At 69.8% G+C, this 23183-nt stretch carries 21 protein-coding genes; 9 read left to right on the top strand and 12 right to left on the bottom strand.

The genetic code is table 11. The features are described 5' to 3' along the window. Positions 1 to 27: 27 nt before the first annotated feature. The 8 genes from miaB (at position 28) to trmB (ending at position 8018) form a co-directional block, all read left to right on the top strand. Positions 28 to 1380: a tRNA (N6-isopentenyl adenosine(37)-C2)-methylthiotransferase MiaB gene (miaB, locus tag AC07NS_RS06050; protein WP_494602190.1), complete on the top strand. Its 1353-nt coding sequence runs from the start codon at positions 28 to 30 to the stop codon at positions 1378 to 1380. Next, positions 1377 to 2324 (top strand): PhoH family protein, encoded by a 948-nt coding sequence (locus AC07NS_RS06045; protein WP_110132750.1) that lies wholly within the window; start codon positions 1377 to 1379, stop codon positions 2322 to 2324. Before miaB ends, AC07NS_RS06045 begins: the two co-directional genes overlap by 4 nt. Before the next feature lie 11 nt (positions 2325 to 2335). Further along, the gene (gene ybeY, locus AC07NS_RS06040) at positions 2336 to 2803 is read left to right on the top strand and encodes an rRNA maturation RNase YbeY (RefSeq protein WP_494602829.1); all 468 of its coding nucleotides are present in this window, start codon (positions 2336 to 2338) and stop codon (positions 2801 to 2803) included. Positions 2804 to 2821: 18 nt separating this feature from the next. Then, the gene (locus tag AC07NS_RS06035; RefSeq protein ID WP_494602187.1) at positions 2822 to 3727 is read left to right on the top strand and encodes a transporter associated domain-containing protein; all 906 of its coding nucleotides are present in this window, start codon (positions 2822 to 2824) and stop codon (positions 3725 to 3727) included. Then, positions 3724 to 5325 carry an apolipoprotein N-acyltransferase gene (gene lnt, locus AC07NS_RS06030; protein ID WP_494602185.1) on the top strand — a complete coding sequence of 534 codons (1602 nt, stop codon included), beginning with the start codon at positions 3724 to 3726 and terminating at the stop codon, positions 5323 to 5325. Before AC07NS_RS06035 ends, lnt begins: the two co-directional genes overlap by 4 nt. Before the next feature lie 33 nt (positions 5326 to 5358). Further along, on the top strand, positions 5359 to 5784 hold the full coding sequence (locus AC07NS_RS06025; protein ID WP_494602183.1) for a helix-turn-helix domain-containing protein: 426 nt from the start codon (positions 5359 to 5361) through the stop codon (positions 5782 to 5784). Between the two features lie 124 nt (positions 5785 to 5908). Then, positions 5909 to 7132 carry a methionine adenosyltransferase gene (gene metK, locus AC07NS_RS06020; RefSeq protein WP_492854147.1) on the top strand — a complete coding sequence of 408 codons (1224 nt, stop codon included), beginning with the start codon at positions 5909 to 5911 and terminating at the stop codon, positions 7130 to 7132. 205 nt (positions 7133 to 7337) lie between these two features. Next, positions 7338 to 8018, top strand: coding sequence for a tRNA (guanosine(46)-N7)-methyltransferase TrmB (gene trmB, locus AC07NS_RS06015; protein ID WP_494602181.1), 681 nt, complete (start codon positions 7338 to 7340; stop codon positions 8016 to 8018). A 69-nt stretch (positions 8019 to 8087) separates the two neighbouring features. Here the strand turns inward: trmB and AC07NS_RS06010 are convergent, their stop codons facing one another. The 11 genes from AC07NS_RS06010 to mutS form a co-directional block, all read right to left on the bottom strand. Continuing rightward, entirely contained in the window at positions 8088 to 8495 is a 408-nt protein-coding gene (locus AC07NS_RS06010) for a Fur family transcriptional regulator (protein WP_109101055.1), read from the bottom strand. Positions 8496 to 8542: 47 nt separating this feature from the next. After that, positions 8543 to 8995 carry a GNAT family N-acetyltransferase gene (locus tag AC07NS_RS06005; protein WP_492854145.1) on the bottom strand — a complete coding sequence of 151 codons (453 nt, stop codon included), beginning with the start codon at positions 8993 to 8995 and terminating at the stop codon, positions 8543 to 8545. Next, positions 8992 to 9636, bottom strand: coding sequence for a tRNA (adenosine(37)-N6)-threonylcarbamoyltransferase complex dimerization subunit type 1 TsaB (tsaB, locus tag AC07NS_RS06000; RefSeq protein WP_494602179.1), 645 nt, complete (start codon positions 9634 to 9636; stop codon positions 8992 to 8994). The genes AC07NS_RS06005 and tsaB overlap by 4 nt, the downstream gene beginning before the upstream one ends. 2 nt (positions 9637 to 9638) lie before the next feature. Next, entirely contained in the window at positions 9639 to 10298 is a 660-nt protein-coding gene (locus AC07NS_RS05995) for a DUF1131 family protein (RefSeq protein ID WP_494602177.1), read from the bottom strand. 69 nt (positions 10299 to 10367) lie between these two features. Then, a complete protein-coding gene (locus tag AC07NS_RS05990; protein WP_494602176.1) occupies positions 10368 to 10955 on the bottom strand; it encodes a malonic semialdehyde reductase in 588 nt (195 codons plus the stop codon). Between the two features lie 101 nt (positions 10956 to 11056). Next, the gene (locus AC07NS_RS05985; protein WP_494602828.1) at positions 11057 to 11626 is read right to left on the bottom strand and encodes a NifU family protein; all 570 of its coding nucleotides are present in this window, start codon (positions 11624 to 11626) and stop codon (positions 11057 to 11059) included. A gap of 220 nt (positions 11627 to 11846) precedes the next feature. After that, positions 11847 to 12881 (bottom strand): tryptophan--tRNA ligase, encoded by a 1035-nt coding sequence (gene trpS, locus AC07NS_RS05980; RefSeq protein ID WP_494602174.1) that lies wholly within the window; start codon positions 12879 to 12881, stop codon positions 11847 to 11849. Between the two features lie 280 nt (positions 12882 to 13161). After that, positions 13162 to 14802 carry a murein biosynthesis integral membrane protein MurJ gene (gene murJ / locus AC07NS_RS05975; RefSeq protein ID WP_494602172.1) on the bottom strand — a complete coding sequence of 547 codons (1641 nt, stop codon included), beginning with the start codon at positions 14800 to 14802 and terminating at the stop codon, positions 13162 to 13164. 91 nt (positions 14803 to 14893) lie between these two features. Next, positions 14894 to 15760: an alpha/beta hydrolase family protein gene (locus AC07NS_RS05970; protein ID WP_494602170.1), complete on the bottom strand. Its 867-nt coding sequence runs from the start codon at positions 15758 to 15760 to the stop codon at positions 14894 to 14896. Between the two features lie 178 nt (positions 15761 to 15938). Then, positions 15939 to 18761 (bottom strand): [protein-PII] uridylyltransferase, encoded by a 2823-nt coding sequence (locus AC07NS_RS05965; protein WP_494602168.1) that lies wholly within the window; start codon positions 18759 to 18761, stop codon positions 15939 to 15941. 78 nt (positions 18762 to 18839) lie between these two features. Next, the gene (mutS, locus tag AC07NS_RS05960) at positions 18840 to 21542 is read right to left on the bottom strand and encodes a DNA mismatch repair protein MutS (RefSeq protein ID WP_494602166.1); all 2703 of its coding nucleotides are present in this window, start codon (positions 21540 to 21542) and stop codon (positions 18840 to 18842) included. A gap of 192 nt (positions 21543 to 21734) precedes the next feature. Here mutS and AC07NS_RS05955 point away from each other — a divergent pair, with 192 nt between their 5' ends. Then, positions 21735 to 22241, top strand: coding sequence for an energy transducer TonB family protein (locus AC07NS_RS05955; protein WP_494602164.1), 507 nt, complete (start codon positions 21735 to 21737; stop codon positions 22239 to 22241). Here the strand turns inward: AC07NS_RS05955 and AC07NS_RS05950 are convergent. Then, positions 22238 to 23155 carry a cobaltochelatase CobT-related protein gene (locus AC07NS_RS05950; protein ID WP_494602162.1) on the bottom strand — a complete coding sequence of 306 codons (918 nt, stop codon included), beginning with the start codon at positions 23153 to 23155 and terminating at the stop codon, positions 22238 to 22240. The two genes, AC07NS_RS05955 and AC07NS_RS05950, sit on opposite strands and share 4 nt — an antisense overlap. Between the last annotated feature and the right edge of the window lie 28 nt (positions 23156 to 23183).

Here is a 23183-nt window from a genome sequence, read left to right as displayed (position 1 = left end):
GGCCGCTCGACCCCATAACCTCGCCGGATGAGCGAGACCCCGCAAAAGCGCCTCTATATCAAGACCTACGGCTGTCAGATGAACGTCTACGACAGCGAGCGCATGACCGACGTCCTGCGTCCGCTGGGCTATGGCGTGGTCGATGATCCCGAGGGCGCGGATCTCGTGGTGCTCAACACCTGCCACATCCGCGAGAAGGCCACCGAAAAGGTCTATTCGGAGCTCGGCCAGATCAAGCTGATGAAGGACCGCAAGGCCCAGGCCGGCGGCAAGATGACCATCGCCGTGGCCGGCTGCGTGGCGCAAGCCGAAGGCCAGGAGATCATGACCCGCCAGCGGGCCGTGGACCTGGTGGTCGGCCCGCAGGCCTATCACCAGCTGCCCGAGCTGATCGCCCGCGCCCACCGGGCCAGCGGCGAGCGCCTGGCCGCCGACTTCGCGGCCGACGAGAAGTTCGACGCCCTGCCGGCCGAGCGCAAGGTCGATGGCGTCACCGCGTTCCTGACCGTGCAGGAAGGCTGCGACAAGTTCTGCACCTTCTGCGTGGTGCCCTACACCCGCGGCGGCGAGTGGTCGCGGCCGCCGGAAGCCATCGAGGACGAGGCCAAGCGCCTGGCCGACCAGGGCGTGCGCGAGGTCACCCTGCTGGGCCAGAACGTCAACGCCTATGACGGCGGCGGCCTGACCCTGGCCAAGCTGGTCCGTCGCCTGGCGAAGATCCCCGGCCTGGACCGCATCCGCTACACCACCAGCCACCCGCGCGACATGGGCGACGATTTGATCGAGGCCCACGGCGAGCTGCCGCAGCTGATGCCCTATCTGCACCTGCCGGTGCAGGCCGGGTCGGACAAGATCCTCAAGGCCATGAACCGCGACCACACGGCCGAAAGCTATGTGAAGCTGATCGAGCGCATCCGCGCCGCCCGGCCCGACATCGCCATGAGCGGCGACTTCATCGTCGGCTTCCCCGGCGAGCGCGACGGCGACTTCGAGAAGACCCTCGACCTCGTCCGCGAGGTCGGCTTCGCCAGCGCCTTCTCGTTCAAATATTCGCGGCGTCCTGGCACCCCTGCTTCGGCCATGCCCGGCCAGGTCGACGAGGCCGTGAAGTCCGAGCGCCTCGACCGCCTGAACCAGCTGCTCGACGAGCAGCAGCGGGCCTTCAACGCCAGCCAGGTCGGCAAGACCCTGCCGGTGCTGTTCGAGAAGTCCGGCCGCCACCCCGGCCAGATCGTCGGCCGCAGCCCCTATCTGCAAGCCGTCCACGCCTCGGGCGGGGAGCACCTGATCGGGACGATCGTTCCCGTCCGTATCGAGAGCGCCGCCAAGATGAGCCTGGCCGGCGTGCTCGCCAACGAACCTGTTCTGGAGACCGCGTGAGCCGCACGCCCGAGTTCCTGCCGCTTTCCGACGACGCCGTCGTCGCCGTCACCGGCCCGTCCGGCCGCCACGCCGCCCTGATCGAGGACGCCTTCAAGGTCCTGCTCGAAACGCCCGGCGGCGGCGTCAAGATCACCGGCGACGTCAAGGGCCGCTCGTCGGCCAAGCGCGCCCTGATCGCCCTGGCCGAGCGCGCCGACGCCGGTCACGAGGTGGTCGAGGCCGACATCCGCGTGGCCGTGGGCGAAGCCCACAGCGCCGGCGGCCAGGCCTCGCCGCGCGCCGTGCGCCGCGGCGCCGTCTCGCCCAAGACCAAGAACCAGGCCCGCTACATGGAGTCGATGACCCGGCATCCGCTGGTCTTCGGCCTGGGTCCCGCCGGCACGGGCAAGACCTTCCTGGCCGTGGCCCAGGGCGCGGGCATGCTGCTGCGCGGCGAGGTCGACCGCCTGATCGTCACCCGCCCCGCCGTCGAGGCCGGCGAGAAGCTCGGCTTCCTGCCGGGCGACCTCAACGAGAAGGTCGACCCCTACATGGCCCCGGTCTGGGAGGCCCTGACCGACATCATGGGCGCCGAGCAGCTGCGCCGCCGCCGCGACAAGGGCGAGATCGAGGTCGCCCCCATCGCCTTCATGCGCGGCCGCACGCTGGCGCATGCGTTCGTGATCGTCGACGAGGCCCAGAACTGCTCGCGCCTGCAGATGAAGATGGTGCTGACCCGCCTGGGCGAAGGCGCGCGCATGGTCGTCACCGGCGACCCGACCCAGATCGACCTCTTGAACCCCCGCGACTCCGGCCTCGCCCATGCCGTCTCGATCCTCGAAGGGGTCGAGGGCGTGGACGTGGCCCGCTTCACCGCGACCGACGTCGTGCGCCACCCGCTGGTGGAACGCATCGTCAAGGCCTACGACGCCGACGCGGCCCTGCTGGCGACTCCCCGATGATCACCGTCGATATCGAGATCGAAGACGAGGCCTGGACCAAGGCCGAACCCGAAGCCGAGGCCCTGGTCTGGCGCGCCGCCCAGGCCGTGCTCGACGCCCACGAGGACATCGAGGGCAAGGGCATCGTCATCCTGCTGGCCGACGACGACAGCGTCCAGGCGCTGAACCGCGACTTCCGGCAGAAGGACTACGCCACCAACGTGCTGTCCTTCCCCGCGCCCCAGGACCCGACCGCCAATCCGGAAGGCCAGATCGGCGACATCGCCCTGGCCTACGGCGTCTGCGTCCGCGAGGCGGCCGAGCAGGGCAAGCCCCTGGCCCACCACCTGCAACATCTTGTGGCGCACGGGGTGCTGCATCTCTTAGGATACGACCACGAGGGCGACGACGAGGCCGAGGCCATGGAAGCGCTCGAACGCGAGATCCTGGCGGGACTGGACGTGCCCGATCCTTACGCCGACGATAGTCCGGCAAACTAGGGGTGAAGACCTAAAGGCATGCCCGACGACGACCAGAGTTCCACGCCCGCCGGCCCGGCTCGACTTAGCCGAGGCCTGCGGGCGTTCTTCCGCAAGCTGCGTCGCGGCGGCGCGCCGGCCGAGCCCGCGCGACCGATCGATCCCGACACGCCCCCCGCCCCCGACCTGGTCGACCAGGCCGAGGCCTTCAAGACGCTGAAGGTGGGCGACGTCATGACCCCCCGCCCCGACGTGGTGGCGGTCGAGGTCGAAACCCCCTTCGCCGTGGTCGTGGCCCAGTTCGTCGAAGCCGGCCACTCGCGCATGCCCATCTATCGCGAGGCCCTGGACGCCCCGATCGGCGTGGTCCACGTCAAAGACGTCTTCCTGTTGCTGGCCGATGGCGACCTGCGGCCCGAGCCCGAGGACCGCATCCTCGAACAGCTGCGCCGCGACATGCTGCTGGTGCCCGCCTCGATGCGGGCCGCCGACCTGCTGCTGAAGATGCGCACCAAGCGCATCCACCTGGCCATGGTCATCGACGAGTTCGGCGGAGTCGACGGCCTCGTCACCATGGAAGACCTGATCGAGTCCGTGGTCGGCGACATCGACGACGAGCACGACGACGCCGCGAGCGTCAGCGTCACCGTCACCGACGACGGCGCGCTGGAGACCGAAGGCCGCACGCCGCTCGAGGATCTCGAAGCGATGGTCGGCGAGACCCTGGCCCCGCCCGAGCACGAGGAAGAGGTCGACACGGTCGGCGGCCTGGTCGCCGCCCTGGCCGGCCAGGTGCCCGAGCAGGGCGAGGTCGTACGCCATCCGGCCGGCTTCGATCTGGAAGTGCTGGAGGCCGACGCCCGCCGGGTGCTGCGGGTGCGCGTGCGCCGCGCCGAAGAGGCGGTCGAAGCCGACGTCCCGCTCGATGCGGTGGACGTCACTTGAAGCTTTCCGTGCTGACCAAGCGCTCCGCCTGGCGCGACCGCGTCCTGGCGCTGGTCGCGGGCCTGGCCGCGGCCCTGGCCCATCCGCCGTTCGGGATCCTGCCCGGCCTGCTGGGCTACGCCCTGCTGCTGTGGCTGCTGGACGGGATCGACAGACCCCGGCCGCTGCGTTCGGCCTTCCTGCGCGGCTGGCTGGCGGGTCTGGCCTATTTCAGCCTGGGCACCTGGTGGATCGGCGAAGCCTTCATGGTCGACGCCGCCAACCAGGGCTGGATGGCCCCCTTCGCCGTCGCCGCCATGGCCGCCGGCCTGGCCCTGTTCTGGGGCCTGGCCGCCCTGCTCTATCGCCGCTTCCGCCCCGCCGGCGCCGTGCGCGTCCTGGCCTTCGCCGCCGCCCTGTCGGCCCTGGAGTGGGTGCGCGGCCACGTGCTGACCGGCTTTCCCTGGAACCTGCCGGGCGAGACCTGGCGGGCCGGCTCGGCCCCGTCCCAGGCCGCCGCCCTGATCGGCGCCTACGGTCTGACCTTCGTGACCCTGGCGATCGCCGCCGCCCCGGCCGTCTGGCGCACCGGACGTTCGGGCCGGATCGCACTCGGCGTGGCCGCCGCGGCCCTGGTCGGCCTCTACGCCCACGGCGCCTGGCGTCTGCTGAACGCAATGGAGTTCACAGCCTCCGCCGTCGCCCCCCGCGTGCGCATCGTCCAGGCCAATGTGCAGCAGGCCGCCAAGTGGGACGCCGCCAGCTTTCAGGCGATCGTCCGCGATTACGTGACGCTCACCGCCCAGCCCTATGCAGACGGCAAGCCGGCCGACGTGGTGGTCTGGCCCGAAGGCGCCCTGCCCGCCGCCATCGACGACTACCTGGCCCCCGGGACCTGGGTGCGCCAGGCGATCACCGACGCCCTGCAACCTGGCCAGCTGCTGCTGATCGGCGGCTATCGCTACGAAGGCTCGGCCGAACATCCGACCTACTACAACAGCCTCGTGGCCCTGCGCCGCGACGCGGGCGGCCTGTCGGTGGTCGGGATCTACGACAAGCACCGGCTGGTGCCGTTCGGCGAGTACCTGCCGGCCGAGGGCCTGCTGACGGCCATCGGCGTCAAGAGCATGGCCCACCTGGGCGACGGCTTCGCCACCGGCCCCCGCCCCGCCCCGCTGGCGATCGCGCCCGGCCTGAAGGTGCAGCCGCTGATCTGCTACGAAAGCCTGTTCCCCGGCCTGGCCCGTCCCGATCCGGCCGTGCGGGCGCTGGTCAACGTCTCCAACGACGCCTGGTTCGGGGTCACCTCCGGCCCGCTGCAGCACCTGAACCTGGCCAGCTACCGCGCCATCGAGGCCGGCCGACCGATGATCCGCGCCACGCCCACGGGCGTCTCGGCCATGATCGACGCCCAGGGACGGGTGGTCGGGAACCAGCGCCTCGACCTTGGCCAGCGCGGCGTGATCGACGCCAACCTTCCCGCGATCGGGCGCGACACGTTCGCGCCCAAGGTAGTGGACTGGCCGTTTTTGGCGTTCATTCTCGCGTCGGTGGCGATCTGTATCGGAAGTTCGCGTAACCGCGTCCGCAAGTTTGCCGACGTGAAAGATATAGGCTGAACTAAAACCGCAATCTCAGGTCTATGCCTAAGCATGACCGTCGCCATTGAATCCCCCACCGATATCGAGCGCTCGCCCAACCCCGTGGACCTGCACGTGGGCGCCCGCATCCGCATGCGCCGCAAGATCCTGGGCGTCAGCCAGGAGAAGCTCGCCGAGAGCCTGGGCCTGACCTTCCAGCAGGTGCAGAAGTACGAGCGAGGCGCCAACCGCGTCAGCGCCAGCAAGCTCTACGAGATCGCCCGCAGCCTTCAGGCCCCCGTGGCCTACTTCTTCGAAGGCCTGGCCGATCCGTCCGAGCCCGGCGACGGCGAGGTCCGCAACGACCTCCAGGTCCACGAGTTCCTGATGACCCCCGAGGGCCTGGAACTGGCCGGCCTGTTCCCCAAGCTCACCAAGGCCCCGGTTCGCCGCCGGCTGCTGGACCTGGTGCGCTCGATGGCGGACGAAGAGCTCTAGACTTTACGTCGCACGCGGGTCGGCTTCGGCCGACTTGCAGACATAAACTTATCTTTATATGTTCCCCGGCATGCTCGCGGGGCCGGTCGCCGCGTGGGCGCTGGTCCTAGCCGGAGCGTTCCACTTGAATCGTTCGTCCTACATCTTCACGAGTGAGAGCGTTTCCGAGGGCCATCCCGACAAGGTGGCCGACCGGATCAGCGACACCGTCGTCGACGCGTTCCTGGGCGTGGACCCCGAAGCGCGCGTCGCCTGCGAGACCCTGGTCACCACCAACCGCATCGTCCTGGCGGGCGAAGTGCGCGCCGGCAAGCCGGGCGGCGACAAGGCCGCCAACAAGCAGCTGACCAAGGACATCATCAAGTCCCTGGAACCCAAGATCCGCGCGGCGATCAAGGACATCGGCTACGAGCAGAAGGGCTTCCACTGGGAGAAGGCCAAGTACGCCTGCTACCTGCACGGCCAGTCGGCCCAGATCGCCCAGGGCGTGGACGCCACCGACAAGAAGGACGAAGGCGCCGGCGACCAGGGCATCATGTTCGGCTACGCCAGCACCGAGACCCCGGAGCTGATGCCGGCGACCCTGCAGTACAGCCACAACATCCTCAAGCGGTTGGCCGAGCTGCGCCATTCGGGCGAGCTGTCGGAGCTGGAGCCCGACGCCAAGAGCCAGGTGACCCTGGAATACGACGGTAACGGCGTGCCGCAGCGCGTCGTGTCGATCGTCGTGTCGCACCAGCACAAGAAGAAGATCGACGGCAAGGCCCCGACCTCCAAGCGCGTGCTCGACCTGATCAAGCCGCACATCCTGCCGGTCTTCCCCGAAGGCCTGATCACCAAGAAGACCCAGTGGCTGGTCAACCCGACCGGCCGCTTCGAGATCGGCGGCCCGGACGGCGACGCCGGCATCACCGGTCGCAAGATAATCGTCGACACCTACGGCGGCGCGGCTCCGCACGGCGGCGGCGCCTTCTCGGGCAAGGATCCGACCAAGGTCGACCGCTCGGCCGCCTACGCCTGCCGCTACCTGGCCAAGAACGTGGTCGCCGCGGGCCTGGCCGAGCGCTGCACGATCCAGATCGCCTACGCCATCGGCGTGGCCAGGCCGGTGTCGTTCCACGTCGACCTGCACCGCACGGGCAAGGTCGATCCGGCCGTGCTGGAAAAGCTGCTGCCCGAACTGATCGGCGGCGCCACCCCACGCGGCATCCGCGAGCACCTGCAGCTGAACCGCCCGATCTACGCCCGCACCGCCGCCTACGGCCACTTCGGCCGCACGCCGGACAACGAAGGCGGCTTCTCGTGGGAGAAGACCGACCTGGTGTCGGAGCTGAAGGGCCTGGCGTAAGCAGGTCGTCCCCCAACTCAATTTGCCTTCCTAGGCCTTGTGCCTAGGACCCATCGTTCCGCCGGCGTTGCGCTCGACAGAGATCCGCAACGTCGGCGGTTTGCTTTTCTGAACAGCTCCGCCAAGCCCGGCCATGGGTCCTAGGCACAAGGCCTAGGAAGGCGAAGATTTTGATTTTTCGGACGTCGGCTCTAAACACCGCCCCATGACCAATCCCCAACAGCCCCATGGGCCGCTGCGCTCGTTCGGCCGCCTGAAGTCGCGGCCGGTGAAGCCGCGCCAGCAGGCCCTACTCGACAGCCTGCTGCCGACCATCAGCGTGCCGCACGAGGCCTTCCAGCCCCGCGACCTGATGCCCGACGCCAAGGAAGTCTGGCTGGAGATCGGCTTCGGCGGCGGCGAGCACATGGCCGCCCAGGCCGGTCGCCGTCCCGACGTGCTGGTGATCGGGGCCGAGCCCTTCGTCAACGGCGTGGCCAGCGCCGTCCGCCACGTCGAGGAGCAGGCCCTGAGCAACGTCCGCATCCACGAGGGCGACGCCCGCGACGTGGTCGGCTGGCTGCCCGACGCCTCGATCGACCGCCTCTTCGTGATGTTCCCCGACCCCTGGCACAAGGCCCGGCACAACAAGCGCCGGATCATCCAGCCGGAGTTCGTGGCCGAACTGGCCCGCGTGCTGAAGCCGGGCGCGGCCTTCCGCTTCGCCACCGACTGGGCCGACTACGCCGAGTGGACGATCGAGCGGGTGCTGGCCAGCCCCGCCTTCCGCTTCGCCGAGGCCGACGCCGATCGCCAGGCCATCCCGGCCGACCACGTCACCACCCGCTACGAAGAAAAGAAGCTGGGCGACTGCGCCCCGGTCTTCCTCGACTTCGTGCGGACCTGATCTCCGGGGTTCAGGCCAAAAGAAAAGGGCGCGGGTTCAACCCGCGCCCTTTGTCTTGATCCAGATCAATCACTCTTCGATCGGCACGCCGTAGAGTTCGAGCCGGTGATCGATCAGCTTGTAGCCGAGCTTCCTGGCGATCGCGTGCTGCAGGGCCTCGATCTCCTCGTCCACGAACTCGACGACCTTGCCGGTCTTCATGTCGATCAGGTGGTCGTGGTGATGGGTCGGGGTCTCTTCGTAGCGCGAGCGGCCGTCACGGAAGTCGTGGCGCTCGATGATGCCGCTCTCCTCGAACAGGCGGACGGTGCGGTAGACCGTCGCGATCGAGATGTGCGGGTCGATGGCGTGGGCGCGGCGGTGCAGCTCCTCGACGTCGGGATGGTCGTCAGCCGACGACAACACACGGGCGATGACACGACGCTGGTCGGTCATGCGCATGCCTTTTTCGATGCAGAGCTTTTCGAGGCGGTCCAAAGCGCAATCTCCGTCGGGGGATTCGCGGCACAATAGGCAATCGCTTCTTAAGTGTTAAGCGCCCGCCGCATGACGACGGCGTCCTTGGCGCCGTCAGGATGGGGATAATAGCCCTTCCTGAGACCCACTTGCGAAAAGCCGGTCGCCTTGTAGAGCCCGATCGCCGCCAGATTGTCGGCCGCGACCTCCAGGAACAGGTCGAAGGCCTTGGCTTCGGTGGCGATCCCGGCGGCCATCTCGACCAGGGCCGCGCCCCAGCCGCGCCGGCGGGCGGCCGGATCGACGGCGATGGTCAGGATCTCGGCCTCGCCGGCGATCGCCCGGCACAGAATGAAGCCGCGGGGCGCTTCCGGCTCGCCCGAACCGCCCAGCACGGCGAAGACGCCGGGCGAGTTGAACAGGGCCTCGAACTCGGTCGGGCTCCACGGCCGGTCGAAGGCCTTTTCGTGCAGGTCCGCCAGGTCCCAGCACGCTTCCAGTCCGACAGGGCGCAGGTTCATGCGGCGGGCATCGTGGCGTAGGGGGCGCGCAGATAGAGCGGCCGGGGCGAATGGGTCGGGGCCGGCCGGGCGGCGGCCAGGCGGGCGATGGCTACGGGATCGGCGCTGGCCGGGGTCAGGACGGTCGCTTCGGCCAGGACGCCTTCCAGCAGCGGCGCGCCGGAGCCCACCAGGGTCGCCGGACCGCCCGACCAGAGCTCGGCCAGGCGAGCGGTCGCCGCCCCCAGATCGAGGGCGTCGGGGGCCATCAGGGCCGTCCCGCCGTCGAAGACCTGCAGGTAGACCTGGCCCATCTTGGCGTCGAGCACGGCGGCGACGAACCCCTTGGCCTCCGACGAGGCCGCCAGGGCCTCCAGGCTGTTGACGCCCACGCAGGGGATCGACAGCGCCTGGGCCAGGCCCTTGGCGAAGGACAGGCCCACGCGCAGGCCGGTGAAGGATCCTGGGCCGACGGTGACGGCGATGCGGTCGAGCTGGGAAAAGGCGATCCCGGCCTCGGCGGCGATTTCCTTGGCCAGCGGCGCGATGCGCTCCTGATGGCCGCGGGTCATGGGCTCGGTGCGGGTGGCCAGCGTACGGCCGTCCTCGATCACGGCGACCGAGGCAGCCGCCAGGCAGGTGTCGACGGAGAGAACGCGCAAGGTCAGGCGGCCCCGACCTGGGCGGTCTCGGCCGGACGCCAGACGAACTCGTTGAGCTGGGCCTTGGCCTTCAGGGTCTTCTCGTCGGGCACGCCGCCCTTGGTCCAGCCGGGCACGCCGAAGACGTAGGACACGGTCGGGGCCTCGGGCCGTACGCAGACCACCGCATTGACCGTCCGGCCCTCGCCGGCGCGGCACTGGTCGACGGTGAAGCCCAGGGCTTCCCATTTGGCCAGCAAGCTCTCGCCCTTGGGACCGCGCACGTCGCCGGCCGCCAGGCGGATCTCGGAAATGCCGCCGTCGGCGCCCTTGCCGATCTCCAGCAGCGGGACCTTGTCCTGTTCGACGACGATGATCGGCCCGGGCGGACCCTCGCCGACATGGATGAAGGCGCTCTTGACCTGGGCTTTGGGGAACAGGGCCGCGATGGTCGGCTGGTCGAAGGCGGTGGCGGCGGTGATCGGCCCCACGCCCGCGGCCCCCACCTGCAGCGGACCGCCGACATAGGGGGTGATCTTCACGGCGACGGGACCGTCGGCCGGCTTGCCCGCTTCCTGCTCGGCCTGCGGGGCCGCAGCGGATGGGGCGGAGGTCTTTTCGGCGGGGCCGCAGGCGGCCAGCAGGGCCAGCGGGGCGGCGAGGAGCGCGAGGCGGAAGGTCATGACGAGGTTCTAACGCCGAAGCGCGAAAATCGCACGCCATCGTGCGATTTTCGCGCCCGGGATGACACGTCAGACGATCGAGGCGGCTTCCTCGAAGTCGAGGCGCGGGCTGCGCGGGAACAGGTTCTCGTCGGTGCCGTAGCCGATCGAGGCGATGAAGTTGCTCTTGATGTTGGTGCCCTCGAAGAAGGCCGCATCGACGCCGGCGTTGTCGAAGCCCGACATCGCTCCGACGTCCAGGCCCAGCGCCCGGGCCGCGAGGATGAAATAGCCGCCCTGCAGCGAGCTGTTGCGGAACGCGCCCCATTCCTTGGCCACGGGGTCGCCGAACCAGTTCTTCGCGCCCGGGGCGTGCGGGAACAGCTTGTCGAGGGTTTCGGGGAAATCGAGGTCGTAGCCGACGATGACGGTGACCGGGGCCTGGCGGATCTTCGGGCCGTTCGAGCCCGACGACAAAGCGGCCAGCTTTTCCTTGGCTTCCGGGCTGGTCACGAAGACGAAGCGGGCCGGGGTCGAGTTGGCGGCGGTCGGGCCGAACTTCACCAGGTCGTACAGCTCACGCAGCACCGCCTCGGGCACGGGGTCGGACTTCCAGCCGTTGCGCGTGCGCGCCTCGGTGAAGAGTTGGGCCAGGGCGGCGGCGTCGAGCTTGGACATCAGCAATCCTTATAGGGAGCCATAATCGCAACTTATAGAGTTACAGTATGGTGTTCCCAGCGGATCACGGCAAGGCCGGCGATGCGCGCCGGGACCGAAAATCAGAGCGTCTGCTCGACCCGGGTCACTTCCGGCACATAGTGCTTGAGCATGTTCTCGACGCCCGACTTCAGCGTCGCCGAGGATGACGGGCAGCCCGAGCAGGCGCCGCGCATGTGCAGCCAGACGACGCCCGTGGCCGGCTCGAACTTGCTGAACACGATGTCGCCGCCGTCCTGGGCCACGGCTGGGCGGATGCGGGTGTCGAGCAGTTCCTTGATCTCGGAGACGATCTGGGCCGCCTCCTCGTCATAGACGCCGTCGTCGTCGTGGCCGCTCTCGGCCTGGTCCAGCAGCAGCGGGCGGCCGCTGGTGAAGTGGTCCATGATGGCCGCCAGGATCGGCGCCTTCAGGTGCGGCCACTGGGCGTCCTCGCCTTTGGTCACCGTGAGAAAGTCCGGACCGAAGAACACCCGGGTCACGTCGCCCAGCCGGAACAGGGCGTCGGCCAGCGGCGAGGCTTCGCCTTCCTCGGGGGTGCGGAACTCCCGGGCGCCGTCCGCCAGAACCTCACGGCCAGGCAGGAACTTCAGGACCTCGGGGTTGGGCGTGGTTTCGGTCTGGATGAACATGCGGAACATGTGGCGCTTGAGGAGCCGAAGGGCAAGGCCCTGGAAAACCTCTCCCATAGGGAGAGGGAGGGGCCCGCCGCGAAGCGGTGGGAGGGTGAGGGGTTTCGCCCTCACCGATTTTCCCAAGATCGTGCCGGCACGCCGGCCGACGCCTTACCCCCTCATCCTCCCACGCCTGCGGCGCGGGCCCCTCCTTCTCCCCATGGGAGAAGGGGAAAACTCAGGCCCCCCAGAAGCCGACCAGCTTCTTGACCTCGGCCACCGTCGGGGCGGCGACCTCGCGGGCCTTTTCGGCGCCGGCGGCCAGGATGCGGTCGAGCTCGCCCTTGTCGGACAGCAGGCCGCGCATCTTCTCGCCCACCGGGGCCAGCTTCTCGACCGCCAGCTCGGCCAGGGCCGGCTTGAAGGCGCCGAAGCCCTTGCCGGCGTAGTCGGCCAGCACCTCGGCCTTCGAGCGACCCGACAGGGCGGCGAAGATGCCGACCAGGTTGTCGGCCTCGGCGCGGGTCGCCAGCTCTTCCAGGGTCTCGGGAAGCGGCTCGGGGTCGGTGCGGGCCTTCTTGATCTTGCCGGCGATGGCGTCGGCGTTGTCGGTCAGGTTGATGCGGCTGTAGTCCGACGGATCGGACTTGCTCATCTTGGCCGAGCCGTCACGCAGGCTCATGACCCGCGCGCCCGGGCCCTGGATCAGCGGATCGGGCTGCGGGAAGAAGCCCGGGGCCTTGAAGTCGTGATTGAACTTCTGGGCGATGTCACGGGTCAGCTCCAGGTGCTGCTTCTGGTCCTCGCCCACCGGCACGTGGGTGGCCTTGTAGATCAGGATGTCGGCGGCCTGCAGCACCGGATAGGTGTAGAGGCCGACGCTCGAGCGCTCCTTGTGCTTGCCGCTCTTCTCCTTGAACTGGGTCATGCGGTCGAGCCAGCCCAGGCGCGCGACGCACTGGAAGATCCAGGCCAGCTCGGCGTGTTCGGGCACGGCCGACTGCGGGAAGATGGTGGCCTTGGCCGGGTCGAGACCCGCGGCCAGATAGGCCGCGGCGATCTCGCGAGTCTGGTCGGCCAGGGCCTCAGGCTCCTGCCAGACGGTGATGGCGTGCAGGTCGGCGACGAAGATGAAGGTGTCGATCTCGTGCTGCAGGCGGGCGAACTTCACCAGCGCGCCGAGATAGTTGCCCAGGTGCAGGGCGCCCGAGGGTTGGACGCCGGACAGCACGCGGGACGGACCCGTATAGGCGACGGGAGCTTGATCGGTCATGGCTTCAGCCTTGGATGTCGGAAACGGGTATGGCGGGACGCGCGGAAGCGCGGGCCGCATCCGGGGACGCGGCGGTCGGGTTCAGAGCCAGTTGCGCCATCGGGGCGCGCGGGAACCGTTGAAAGCCATGCAAGGCTGGTTAGCTGGCCGGGAGCCCTAGAGCAAGCCTCCCCACATCCGAGCGCCCCCGCGAAGGCGGGGGTCCAAGCGGAATTTCCGCTGTAGCGCCCCAAGCTCAGCTTGGGTCCCCGCCTTCGCGGGGAAGGACGGAGATCCTAGCTCAAGCCTTGCCGCGCCGCAGGACCGCCTTCAGCTCGCTGGGCTTGACCCCGCCGAACAGGAACAGCAGCGGCGGATAGAGCGCCGCGCCGGCCAGGCAGGTCAGGGCCAGGGCGAACTCCTTGGCGCCGATGGCGTGGCCGGTCAGGCCGATGCCGCGCAGCGGAGCCTCGATCAGCTCGCGCCAGTGCGAGGCGGCGGCCAGCAGCAGGGCCATGCCCAGGCTGGCGGCCAGGATCCGCGCCAGGCGCGACCAGGTGTCGAGCGACGGATTGTATTCCTTCCTGCGCCACAGGGCGAAGGCCATCTGGCCGACATTGATCCAAGAGGCGACGGCGGTGGCTGCGGCGATGCCCCGGATCCCCATCAACCGGAAAAGCAGAATGCCCAGTCCGATGTTGAGGGCGACCGAGATCAGGGCGAAGCGCATGGGGCTTTTGGTGTCGCCGCGCGCGAAGAAGGCTCGCGAATAGAGCTGCTGCAGCACGAAAGCGGGGGTGCCCAGGCCGTAGAAGAACAGCGCCGCCGCCGTCTGGCTGGCGTCGAAGGCGGTGAACTGGCCGCGCGTGTAGAGACCGTCCGACAGGAAGCCCGGCATGGCCGACAAGGCGGCGGCGGCCGGCAGGGTCAGAGCCATGGCCATGGCGATCGCCTGGTCCATGGCGCTCTGGGCGTCGTCCCGATCACCGGTGTTCACGGCGCGCGACAGGCGCGGCAGCAAGGCGACGCCGATGGCCACGCCCACCAGGCCCAGCGGCAGCTGGTAGAGGCGGTCGGCCGTGGCCAGCCAGGACCGGCCGCCCGGCACGTTGCTGGCGAGATTGCCCGAGATGAAGATGTTGACCTGGGTGGCGCTGGCCGCCAGGGCGCCGGGGATGGCCTTGCCGATCAATTCGCGCACTTCCGGCGTCAGCCGCGGCAACCGCCAGTGCACCTTCGCGCCAGACTTGTTGACGCCCCAGGTCAGCAGCGCCGCCTGGGCCACGCCCGCCACGACCACGCCGGCCGAACCCCAGATGGCCGCGCCGAACGCCGTCTTCTGCGGCAGGATGAAGATCAGGGTGGCGATGTTCAGCAGGATCGGCGCGCCGGCCGACAGGATGAAGCGGTCGCGGGCGTTCAGCACCCCCGACAGGTGGGCCACGATCGCCATGCACGGCAGGTAGGGCATGGTGATCTGGGTCAGCAGCACCGCCAGCTTGTATTTCTCGGTGCCCCAGCCGAAACCCGGGTTCATCAACATCATCAGCCACGGCATGGCCAGCTGGCAGACGATGGTGATGATGATGGTCGAGGCCGCCAGGGTGGCCATGGCGTCGGCCGCCAGGATGTCGGCCTTCTCCTCGCCGTCGCGCTGCAGCGACTTGGCGTAGGCCGGCACGAAGGCGGCCGCGAAGGCGCCCTCGGCGAAGAACCGGCGGAACAGGTTCGGGAAGGCCAGGGCGGCGTTGTAGGCGTCGGCCGCCGGGGTGGCGCTGGCGCCCATCCGGTACGACACGGCCAGGTCCCGCGCGAAGCCCATGAACCGGCTGACCAGGGTCAGACCGGAATAGATCATCGACGACTTGAGCAGCCCCCCGCCCTTCTTGGGCTCGGGAGCGGGCGTCGGTTCGGGCGCGGCGGCGGCGGGAGTGTCGGTCACGTTCGGCTTCTGGGCGCTGGGCGAACAGGCGTCAAGCGGCGGCGCGGCGGCTGCACCGAGGTTTCACCGGAACTGCACCAAAGCCTCCGCCTCAGAACGGCGTCAGCGTCACATGAGCCGGCAAGGTCACGCGCGCCATGCCGCCGTCGGCCGCCACCTTGGCGTTGATCGCGGTCAGGATCATGGCCAGGGTCGCCGCGTCGGGACCATGGCCGGCGCCGTGGACGGTGAACATCGCGCCCGGTCGGTGGGCGGCCACCGCCGCGGCGCGCAGGGCCTGGCCCTGAACGAAGGGGACGACGTCGTCGGCGTCGCCGTGGATCAGGAAATAGGGTTCGTCCAGCGTCGCCACGGCGGCCCTGTTGTCGTAGCGGTCGGTCAGCAGCGGCCGGGCGATCGCCGGCGCCATGTCGCGAAGGCTGGAGAACGTGCCGATGGTGACCAGGGCGTCCAGGGTCTGGCGGCGGGCCAGGCCGAAGGCGACGCCGCCGCCCAGGCTGTGGCCGACAACGATCAGCCTGCCGGCGCCGGCCGTCTGTCGCGCTCGGGCGTAGAAGGCGTCGGCGTCGGCCGCCAGGCCCTTCTCCGACGCCCGGCCCGGATTGCCGCTGTATTCGCGGTACTCGGCCGCCACCACGCCGTAGCCCTCGGCGATCAGCGGCGACAGCCAGTCGATGCTGCGCGAGGCCGCCGAACCGTTCCCGTGGAAGAAGAGGAAGGTCGGCTTGCCCGGCCGGGGCGCGACCTCGACGCCCTTCAGCGCCAGGCCATCGGCCGTGGTCACCGTGACGAAGGCGGCGCCCTCGGGCAGCTCGGCCAGGCTCAGCGGCTGCGTCGGGGCTGGATAGATCTGGCGATGCATCAGGTCGGCGCTCAGTGCGCCGCCGCCCAGAGCGAACACGGCCAGCACGAACACGGTCACGACCGGCAGGGTCATGCGGCTCCGTCGATGGACCATGTCGAACGCCTTCCCCTGATTGACGCGGCGGACCGCCCACGCGCTCAAGCTAGGCCGCGGCGGACCTGGCGCAAAGTTGAATTCGGCGAGGCTCCAGACCCCAAAACTCGTCATCCGGGCCGCTGCGAAGCGGAGCGCTTGGATGACAAGCTTTGTTGGGCCTAATTCCTTCCGGACCCTACCGCGCCACGCTGGCCCGCGCCCGCTTCAGTCCCGGACGGGTGCTGGGCGCGCCAGCCTCGTTCTGCTCCAGGGCCGCCAGCAGGTCGGCCTTGAGGGTCGAGATCTTGCGGCTGTCGCCCAGTTTCCCGCCCTCGGCGGTCTGGACGTAGAAGGCGTCGACCGCCCGCTCGCCATAGCCGTCGATGTGGGCCGACTGGATGGACAAGCCGTTGTCGGCCAGGGTGCGGGCCAGGGCCTGCAGCAGGCCGGGGCGGTCGCGGCCCGACGCTTCCACCACGGTGGCTTCGTTGGAGGCCTCGTTGTCGACCACCACGGTCGGGGCGATGGCGAAGGCGGCGGTGCGGGCCAGCTCGGCGCCGCGCCGGCTCTCGACGCTGACGCCCTCGCCGCGACCGGCGGCTTCCAGGGCGTCGGCCAGGCGGCGCAGGGCGCGCGGGTTCTCGCAGCCGAGCGGCGCGCCGGTGACGTCCTGAACGTAGAACACGTCGAGCGCCTGGCCCTGGCGGGAGGTGAAGACCCGCGCCCCGACGACGTTGCCGCCCAGCGACGAGATGGCCAGAGCGAGGTCGGCGAACAGGCCGCGACGGTCCTTGGCGGCGATGACGATCTCGGCGGCGTTGGAGCCCGAGGCCACCCGCCCCTCGGCGGCGGCCCCGCCCTGGATGGCGGCGCGGCGGGCGAGCGCGGCGTGATCGAGCAGGTCCTGCGAGCCGAAGGCGCCGAAATAGGCGTCCTCCATGGCCGCGGCCCAGCCCTTGGCGGCCGGATCGGCGGCGACCAGGGTTTCGCGCGCCCCGGCGGCGGCGGCTTCCTGGTGGCGCTGGACGTGGATGGCCGCGTCGCTGCCGCGACCACCGCGGAACACCGCTTCGGTGGCGTTGTAGAGCTCGCGCAGAAGCTGGCCCTTCCAGCCGTTCCACACCCCCGGCCCCACGGCCCGGATGTCGGCGACGGTGATGACCAGCAGCAGGCGCAGGCGCTCGGGGTTCTCGACGATGCGGGCGAAGGCCGCCACCGTCCCCGGATCGGAAACATCGCGCTTCTGGGCGAAGTCGCTCATCACGAGGTGGTTCTCGACCAGCCAGGCGACCAGCTCGACCTTGGTGCGCTCGACGCCCAGGCGCTCGCAGGCGCTGCGGGCGCTGCGGGCCCCGGCCTTTTCCTGGCCGCCGACCCCGCCCTTGCCGGTGTCGTGCAGCAGCATGGCCAGGAACAGGGCCTCGCGGTCCTCGATCAGCGGCATGATCGACACCGCCAGCGGGTGGTCTTCCGACAGGCGCCCGGCGGCCATGTCGCCGATCAGGCCCACGGCCCGCAGGGTGTGCTCGTCCACCGTGTACGAGTGGTACATGTTGAACTGCATCTGGGCGACGACCCGGCCGAACTCCGGGATGAAGCGGCCCAGCACGCCGGCGTCGTTCATCAGGGTCAGGGTGCGGTAGCTGCGCTTGCCCCGCGCCAGCAGGTCGAGGAAGGCCTGGGTGGCGTGCGGGTCGCGGCGCACCTTCGAGGTGATGAGGCCAAGGTTGCGGGTCACCGCCGTGAAGGCGTCGGGGTGCAGATCCAGGTCGCGCTCGTCGGCGATCTTGAACAGCCGGATCAGGTTGACCGGATCGCGCTCGAAGACCTCTGGCCCCTCGATGTTCAGCCGGCCGCCGTCCTCGTAGAAGCCCGGCGCGTCCAGGGCCTTGCGCTTGGGCTTGCCGCCCGGAAGGAAGCGCGAGATGCCCTTGGGCTCGTTCTTGAAGTGCTCGGCTTCCAGCTTGGCCGAGAAGGCGCGGGTCAGGGCCCCGACCTCCTTGGCGATCAGGAAGTAGCGGCGCATGAAGCGCTCGACCGCCGGGGCGTCGCCGCGGTCGCCATAGCCCATGCGGCGGGCGATCTCGGGCTGCAGGTCGAAGGTCAGCCGCTCTTCGGGCCGGCCGGTGGTGAAGTGCAGGTGGGCGCGCACGGCGTGCAGGAAATCGAAGGCGCGGATGAAGGCCTTGGTCTCGCGGCTGGAGAACAGCTCCAGCTTGAAGACGTCCTCGGGCTTGTCGACCGGATGCAGGTACTCGGCGATCCACACCAGGGTGTGCAGGTCGCGAAGGCCGCCCTTCCCTTCCTTGACGTTGGGCTCGACCATGTAGCGGCTGGCGCCGGCGCGGGCCTGGCGGTCGTCACGCTCCTTGAGCTTGGCGGCCACGAACTGCTGGCCGGTGCCCTTCATGACCTCGTCGCGGAAGCGCTTCTTGAGGTCGGCCGCCAGGCGCTCGTCGCCGGTCAGCCGCCGCGCCTCGAGGATCGAGGTGCGGATCGTGAAGTCCTCCTTCGACAGGCGGACGCATTCCTCGATCGTGCGCGAGGCGTGACCGACCTTGAAGCCCAGGTCCCACAGCGCATAGAGCATGTACTCGATCACGCTCTCGACGTGCGGCGTCTGCTTGTAGGGCCGCAGGAACAGAAGATCGATGTCGCTGAACGGCGCCAGGGTGGCGCGGCCGTAGCCGCCCACGGCCAGCAGGGCCAGGCGCTCGCCCTCGGTGGGGTTGCGGGCCCGGAACACGTGCACCGTCGTGAAGTCGTAGAGGGCGGTGATCACCTCGTCGGTGACGCCGCTGAGCAGGCGGGCGGTCTCGACCCCGCTGGCGCCGTTCTCCAGCCGCTCCTTGGCGATCATCCGGCCGCGAAACAGGGCCTGCTTGAGGATCTCGATGGCCCGGGCGCGCTGGGCGGCCTCGTCGCCGATGGCGTCCAGCGCGGCGGCCGACAGGCGCGCGCGCAGGGCGTGGCCGTCGACGACATGTTCCAGGGGCGTGGGGCGAAGGCGACGGGGCATGGCGGTTATATGGTTACCCCAACGAGACGGCCAAGGCAGCCGCCACGAGCGGCCGCCGCCATGCTCCTATGATTGATCTCAAGCCTTGAGCAGACCCTTAAGACGATAAAGCGCCTCCAGGGCCTCGCGCGGGCTCATGCCGTCGACATCGAGGTCCTTGAGGGCCGCATCGACGACACTGGGCGCCGAAACCGCAGGCGCCGCCATGACCGGGGCCGAGGCCGCGAACAGCGGCAGGTCGTCGAGCTTGGCCGGTGATTCGGTCTTGCTCTCCAGGCGGTCGAGCACCTCCTTGGCGCGGGCGACCACCTGCGGCGGCACGCCGGCCAGCTTGGCCACCTGCACGCCGTAGGAGCGGTCGGCCGGACCGTCGGCGGCTTCGTGCAGGAAGACGAGGTCGCCGTTCCACTCCTTGGCCCGCAGGCTGAGGTTGGAGACGTACGCCATCCGCTCCTCCAGCGTCGCCAGCTCGTGATAGTGCGTGGCGAAGAGGGCGCGGCAGCGGTTGGTGTCGTGCAGAGATTCCGCGCAGGCCCAGGCGATGGCCAGGCCGTCATAGGTGGCGGTGCCGCGGCCGATCTCGTCGAGGATGACGAGGCTGCGCGGCGTGGCCTGGGTCAGGATGGCGGCGGTCTCGACCATCTCCATCATGAAGGTCGAGCGGCCCCGGGCCAGATCATCGCCGGCGCCGACGCGGCTGAACAGCCGGTCGACCACGCCCAGCCGGAAGCTCTTGGCCGGCACGTAGCAACCCGATTGGGCGAGGATCGCCAGCAGGGCGTTCTGGCGCAGGAAGGTCGACTTACCGGCCATGTTCGGGCCGGTGACGATGGAAAGACGCGCGGCGACCTCGCCGGCGGCGTCCAGCCGGCAGTCGTTGGGGGTGTAGGGGTCACCGGCGCGGCGCACGGCGGCCTCGACCACCGGGTGGCGGGCGGCCTTGGCCTCGAAGGCCAGCGACTTGTCGACCACCGGGCGCACGGCCCCGGCGTCCTCGGCCCATTCGGCCAGGGCGGCGGCGACGTCGAGACGGGCCAGGGCCTCGGCGGCGGCCTGGATCGGCGCGGCCAGGGCGGCGGCCTCGGCGCGCCAGTCCTCGAAGGCGGCGACCTCCATGGCCAGGGCGCGTTCGGCGGCCTGGGCGATACGGGCGTCGAGATCGGCCAGCTCCACCGTGGTGAAGCGCACCTGGTTGGCGAGCGTCTGGCGGTGGATGAAGGTGGCGTTCAGCGGCGGCTGGAACAGCGGGTCGGCCTTGCCGGCCGTGGCCTCGACGAAATAGCCGAGCACGCCGTTGTGACGGATCTTCAGCGGGACGCCGGCTTCCTGAATGAGCCGCTGCTCCAGCGCGGCCACCACCCGGCGGCTGTCGTCGCGCAGGGAGCGGGCCTGGTCGAGCTCCGGACGCACGCCGGGGGCCACGAAGCCGCCGTCGCGGGCCAGGGCCGGCAGGTCGGGGCCAAGACCCGTCTCCAGCGTGTTGAGAAGCTGCGAGATCCCCTGGTGCAGCGACGGCGTCAGGGCCGACAACGCCGTCTCCAGCTCGACCGGCGGCGGCGACAGCGGGTCGCCCGAACCGCCGACCATGCCGGCCAGCTTCTCGCCGGTCTTCAGGCCGTCGCGCAGGCAGGCCAGATCGCGCGGACCGCCACGGCCCAGCGCCAGGCGGGCCAGGCCGCGCGCCATGTCGCCCGCGCCCTTCAGCTGCTCGCGCAGACGCTCACGTAAGGGTCGGTGATCGACGAACCATTCGACGGCGTCCAGGCGCTGGTCGATGGCGGCTGGGTCGAGCAGCGGCCGGGCCAGGCGCGCGGCCAGCAGGCGGGCGCCGCCGGCGCTGACCGTGCGGTCGATGACCGCCAGCAGCGAGCCGTTGCGGTCGCCGCCCTGGGTGCGGTCGATCTCCAGGCTGGAGCGGGTGGCCGGGTCGATCGACATGACGTCGGCCTCGGCCGCGCGGCGCGGGGCGCGCAGGGCCGGCAGCTTGCCGGCCTGGGTCATCTCCAGGTGCGCGGCGATCAGGCCCAAAGCGCCGACTTCGGCCGGGGAAAGTCCGCCGAAGCCGTCCAGGGTGTCGACGCCGTAGAGGCGCTTGACCCGGGTCTCCGAAGCCTGCGGCTCCGAAAGCGCCGAGGGCATGGGCTGGATCAGCCCCCCGCAGATCTTCAGGGTCTGGGCCAGGTGATCGTCGGCCAGCAAACGGTCGGCGACCAGGGTCTCGGACGGCGACAGGGCCGCCAGCAGCGGGCCGACCCCGTCCTTGCCGGTCGAGAAGCACTCGACCTCGCCGGTGGAAAGCTCGACGGAGGCCACGGCGGCCTGGCCGGCGCGGATGGCCACGGCCGCCAGGCGGTTGGCGCCGCGGGCGTCCAGCAGGCCGTCCTCGGTGAGCGTCCCCGGCGTGACCACCCGGACGATGTCGCGGCGGACCACCGACTTGGAGCCGCGCTTCTTGGCCTCGGCCGGGTCTTCCATCTGCTCGCAGACGGCGACCTTGAAGCCCATGCGGATCAGCTTGGACAGATAGGCCTCGGCCGCGTGGTGCGGCACGCCGGCCATCGGGATCGGCTGACCGTTGTGGTTGCCCCGGAAGGTCTGCGAGATGCCCAGCGCGGCGGCCGCGCGGATCGCGTCGTCGAAGAACAGTTCGTAGAAATCGCCCATGCGGAAGAACAGCAGCGCGTCCGGCTGCCGGGTCTTCATGTCGAAGAACTGCTGCATCACGGGCGTGGCGCCGGTGGCGTCGAAGGTCTGGACAGGCGGAGAAACCGGGGCGTTCATCCGACCGGAAACTACAGAGCGTCGCGGTTTTCGTTAAGGGGTGCGACGGGGGTTTTTCGGATTCGCACGCGGCAATTACTTGCAGAATTTGCAAGTTATCCGACCGCGTGACGCGAGCGCCTCAGGACCATGCGCCGGACGATTGCCCCGCCGGGAACTCAGCCATAGGTTCGCTCCGAACGCGGGGGCGGCATGAGCGGCGACGAGCAATCCGGGACGACCACCTACAGGCCCGACTGGCTGCGCAAGCCGACGGCCGACCAGATGACCGAGTATTATCCGGAGCGGGCGCAGAAGGACGAGGTCGGCGGTTCGGCCGTCATCCGGTGCAAGGTCGGGATCGCGGGACGGCTGAACAACTGCGAAGCCATCAAGGAAACACCCGAAGGCTACGGCTTCGGCCAGGCGGCGGTGCGCCTGTCGGCCGAGTTCCTGATGACCTCGCCGCCGCCCGAACTGATTGACCAGAAGGAGGTGACCATCCCGGTCACCTTCAGTGTTCCGCCGCCCTCGCCGCTGTTCGAGCCGCCCGCCGCGTTGGTGCAGGCCGGGGCCAGGATCACCCGGGCGGTGGACGACGCCGGCCGTTTCGCCCGCTCGGACGCCGGCATGGCGACGATCCTGGCCGCCGCGATCCTGGTCGGCGGCCTCTTCGGCCTGATCCGCGCCCTGAAGGCCGACCGCCGGACCGACCTCTAGACGGCCGGCGAAGGGGCGGTCAGCAGACGCTCCAGCAGGGCCAGCATCTCCGCGCCCAGGTCGACCGGGTTCTCCGCCTTGGCGCCGTAGGCGTGGCCGGCCCAGAGTTCGCGGCCGACGCCGATCGCGGCTAGTTCGATCTCGCCGGCGGCCGTAATCTCGTCGGAGACCCGTTTCAGGTGGTCCACCAGATAGTGCGGCGGATTGGTCGACAGGGTGGCGTCGTCCACGGGCGCCCCATCGGACAGCAGGACCAGGATCTTGCGGCTCTCCGGGCGGCGACCCAGACGGCTCGCGGCCCAGAGCAAAGCCTCGCCGTCCAGGTTCTCCTTGGGCAGGTCGGGCCTCAGCATCGCCTGGAAGGCGAAGCCGCCCAGGCTGGCGCGACGATCGTCCGCCTCACGGTAGACGACGTGCAGGAGGTCGTTCAGCCGCCCGGGGCGCGGCGGCCGTCCGCCCCGGATCCATTTTTCCCGCGACCGGCCGCCCGTCCAGCGCGAGGTAGTGAAGCCCAGCACCTCCACCCGCACGCCCAGGCTGCCGAGGAATTCCTGACAGAGGTCCGCGGTCGCGGCGGCGTAGAGCATCTTCTGGCCGCGCATCGAGCCGGACTGGTCGACGAGCAGGGTCAGTACCGTGTCTTCCAGCGCCCCGGCCGAGTTGGCCCTGATCCGGGTCGAGGCCTCGCCGGCGGCGATCAGCAGCCGGGTCCGCCAAGGCAGAAGACCGACCTCCAGTTCATGCCTGGCCTGCTCCATGATGACCGCGTCGTCAGGCGAGGCCTTGCCGAGCACGTCGTCCAGCTTCGAGGCCTCGATCTCGCGATCGAACTCAGTGGTGAAGACACGATAGGAGTCACCGGCAGGCGGCGAAGCGGCGGCGGCGGGCCGAAACAGACGCTTGAAGAACTTCACCCCGCCCCCCCGTCGCAACGATGCTCCC

Source organism: Caulobacter sp. GW821-FHT10A10, from assembly GCF_059415745.1.
The sequence above is the reverse complement of the archived record's forward strand: the minus strand, read 5'-3'. Positions and strand labels throughout refer to the sequence as shown.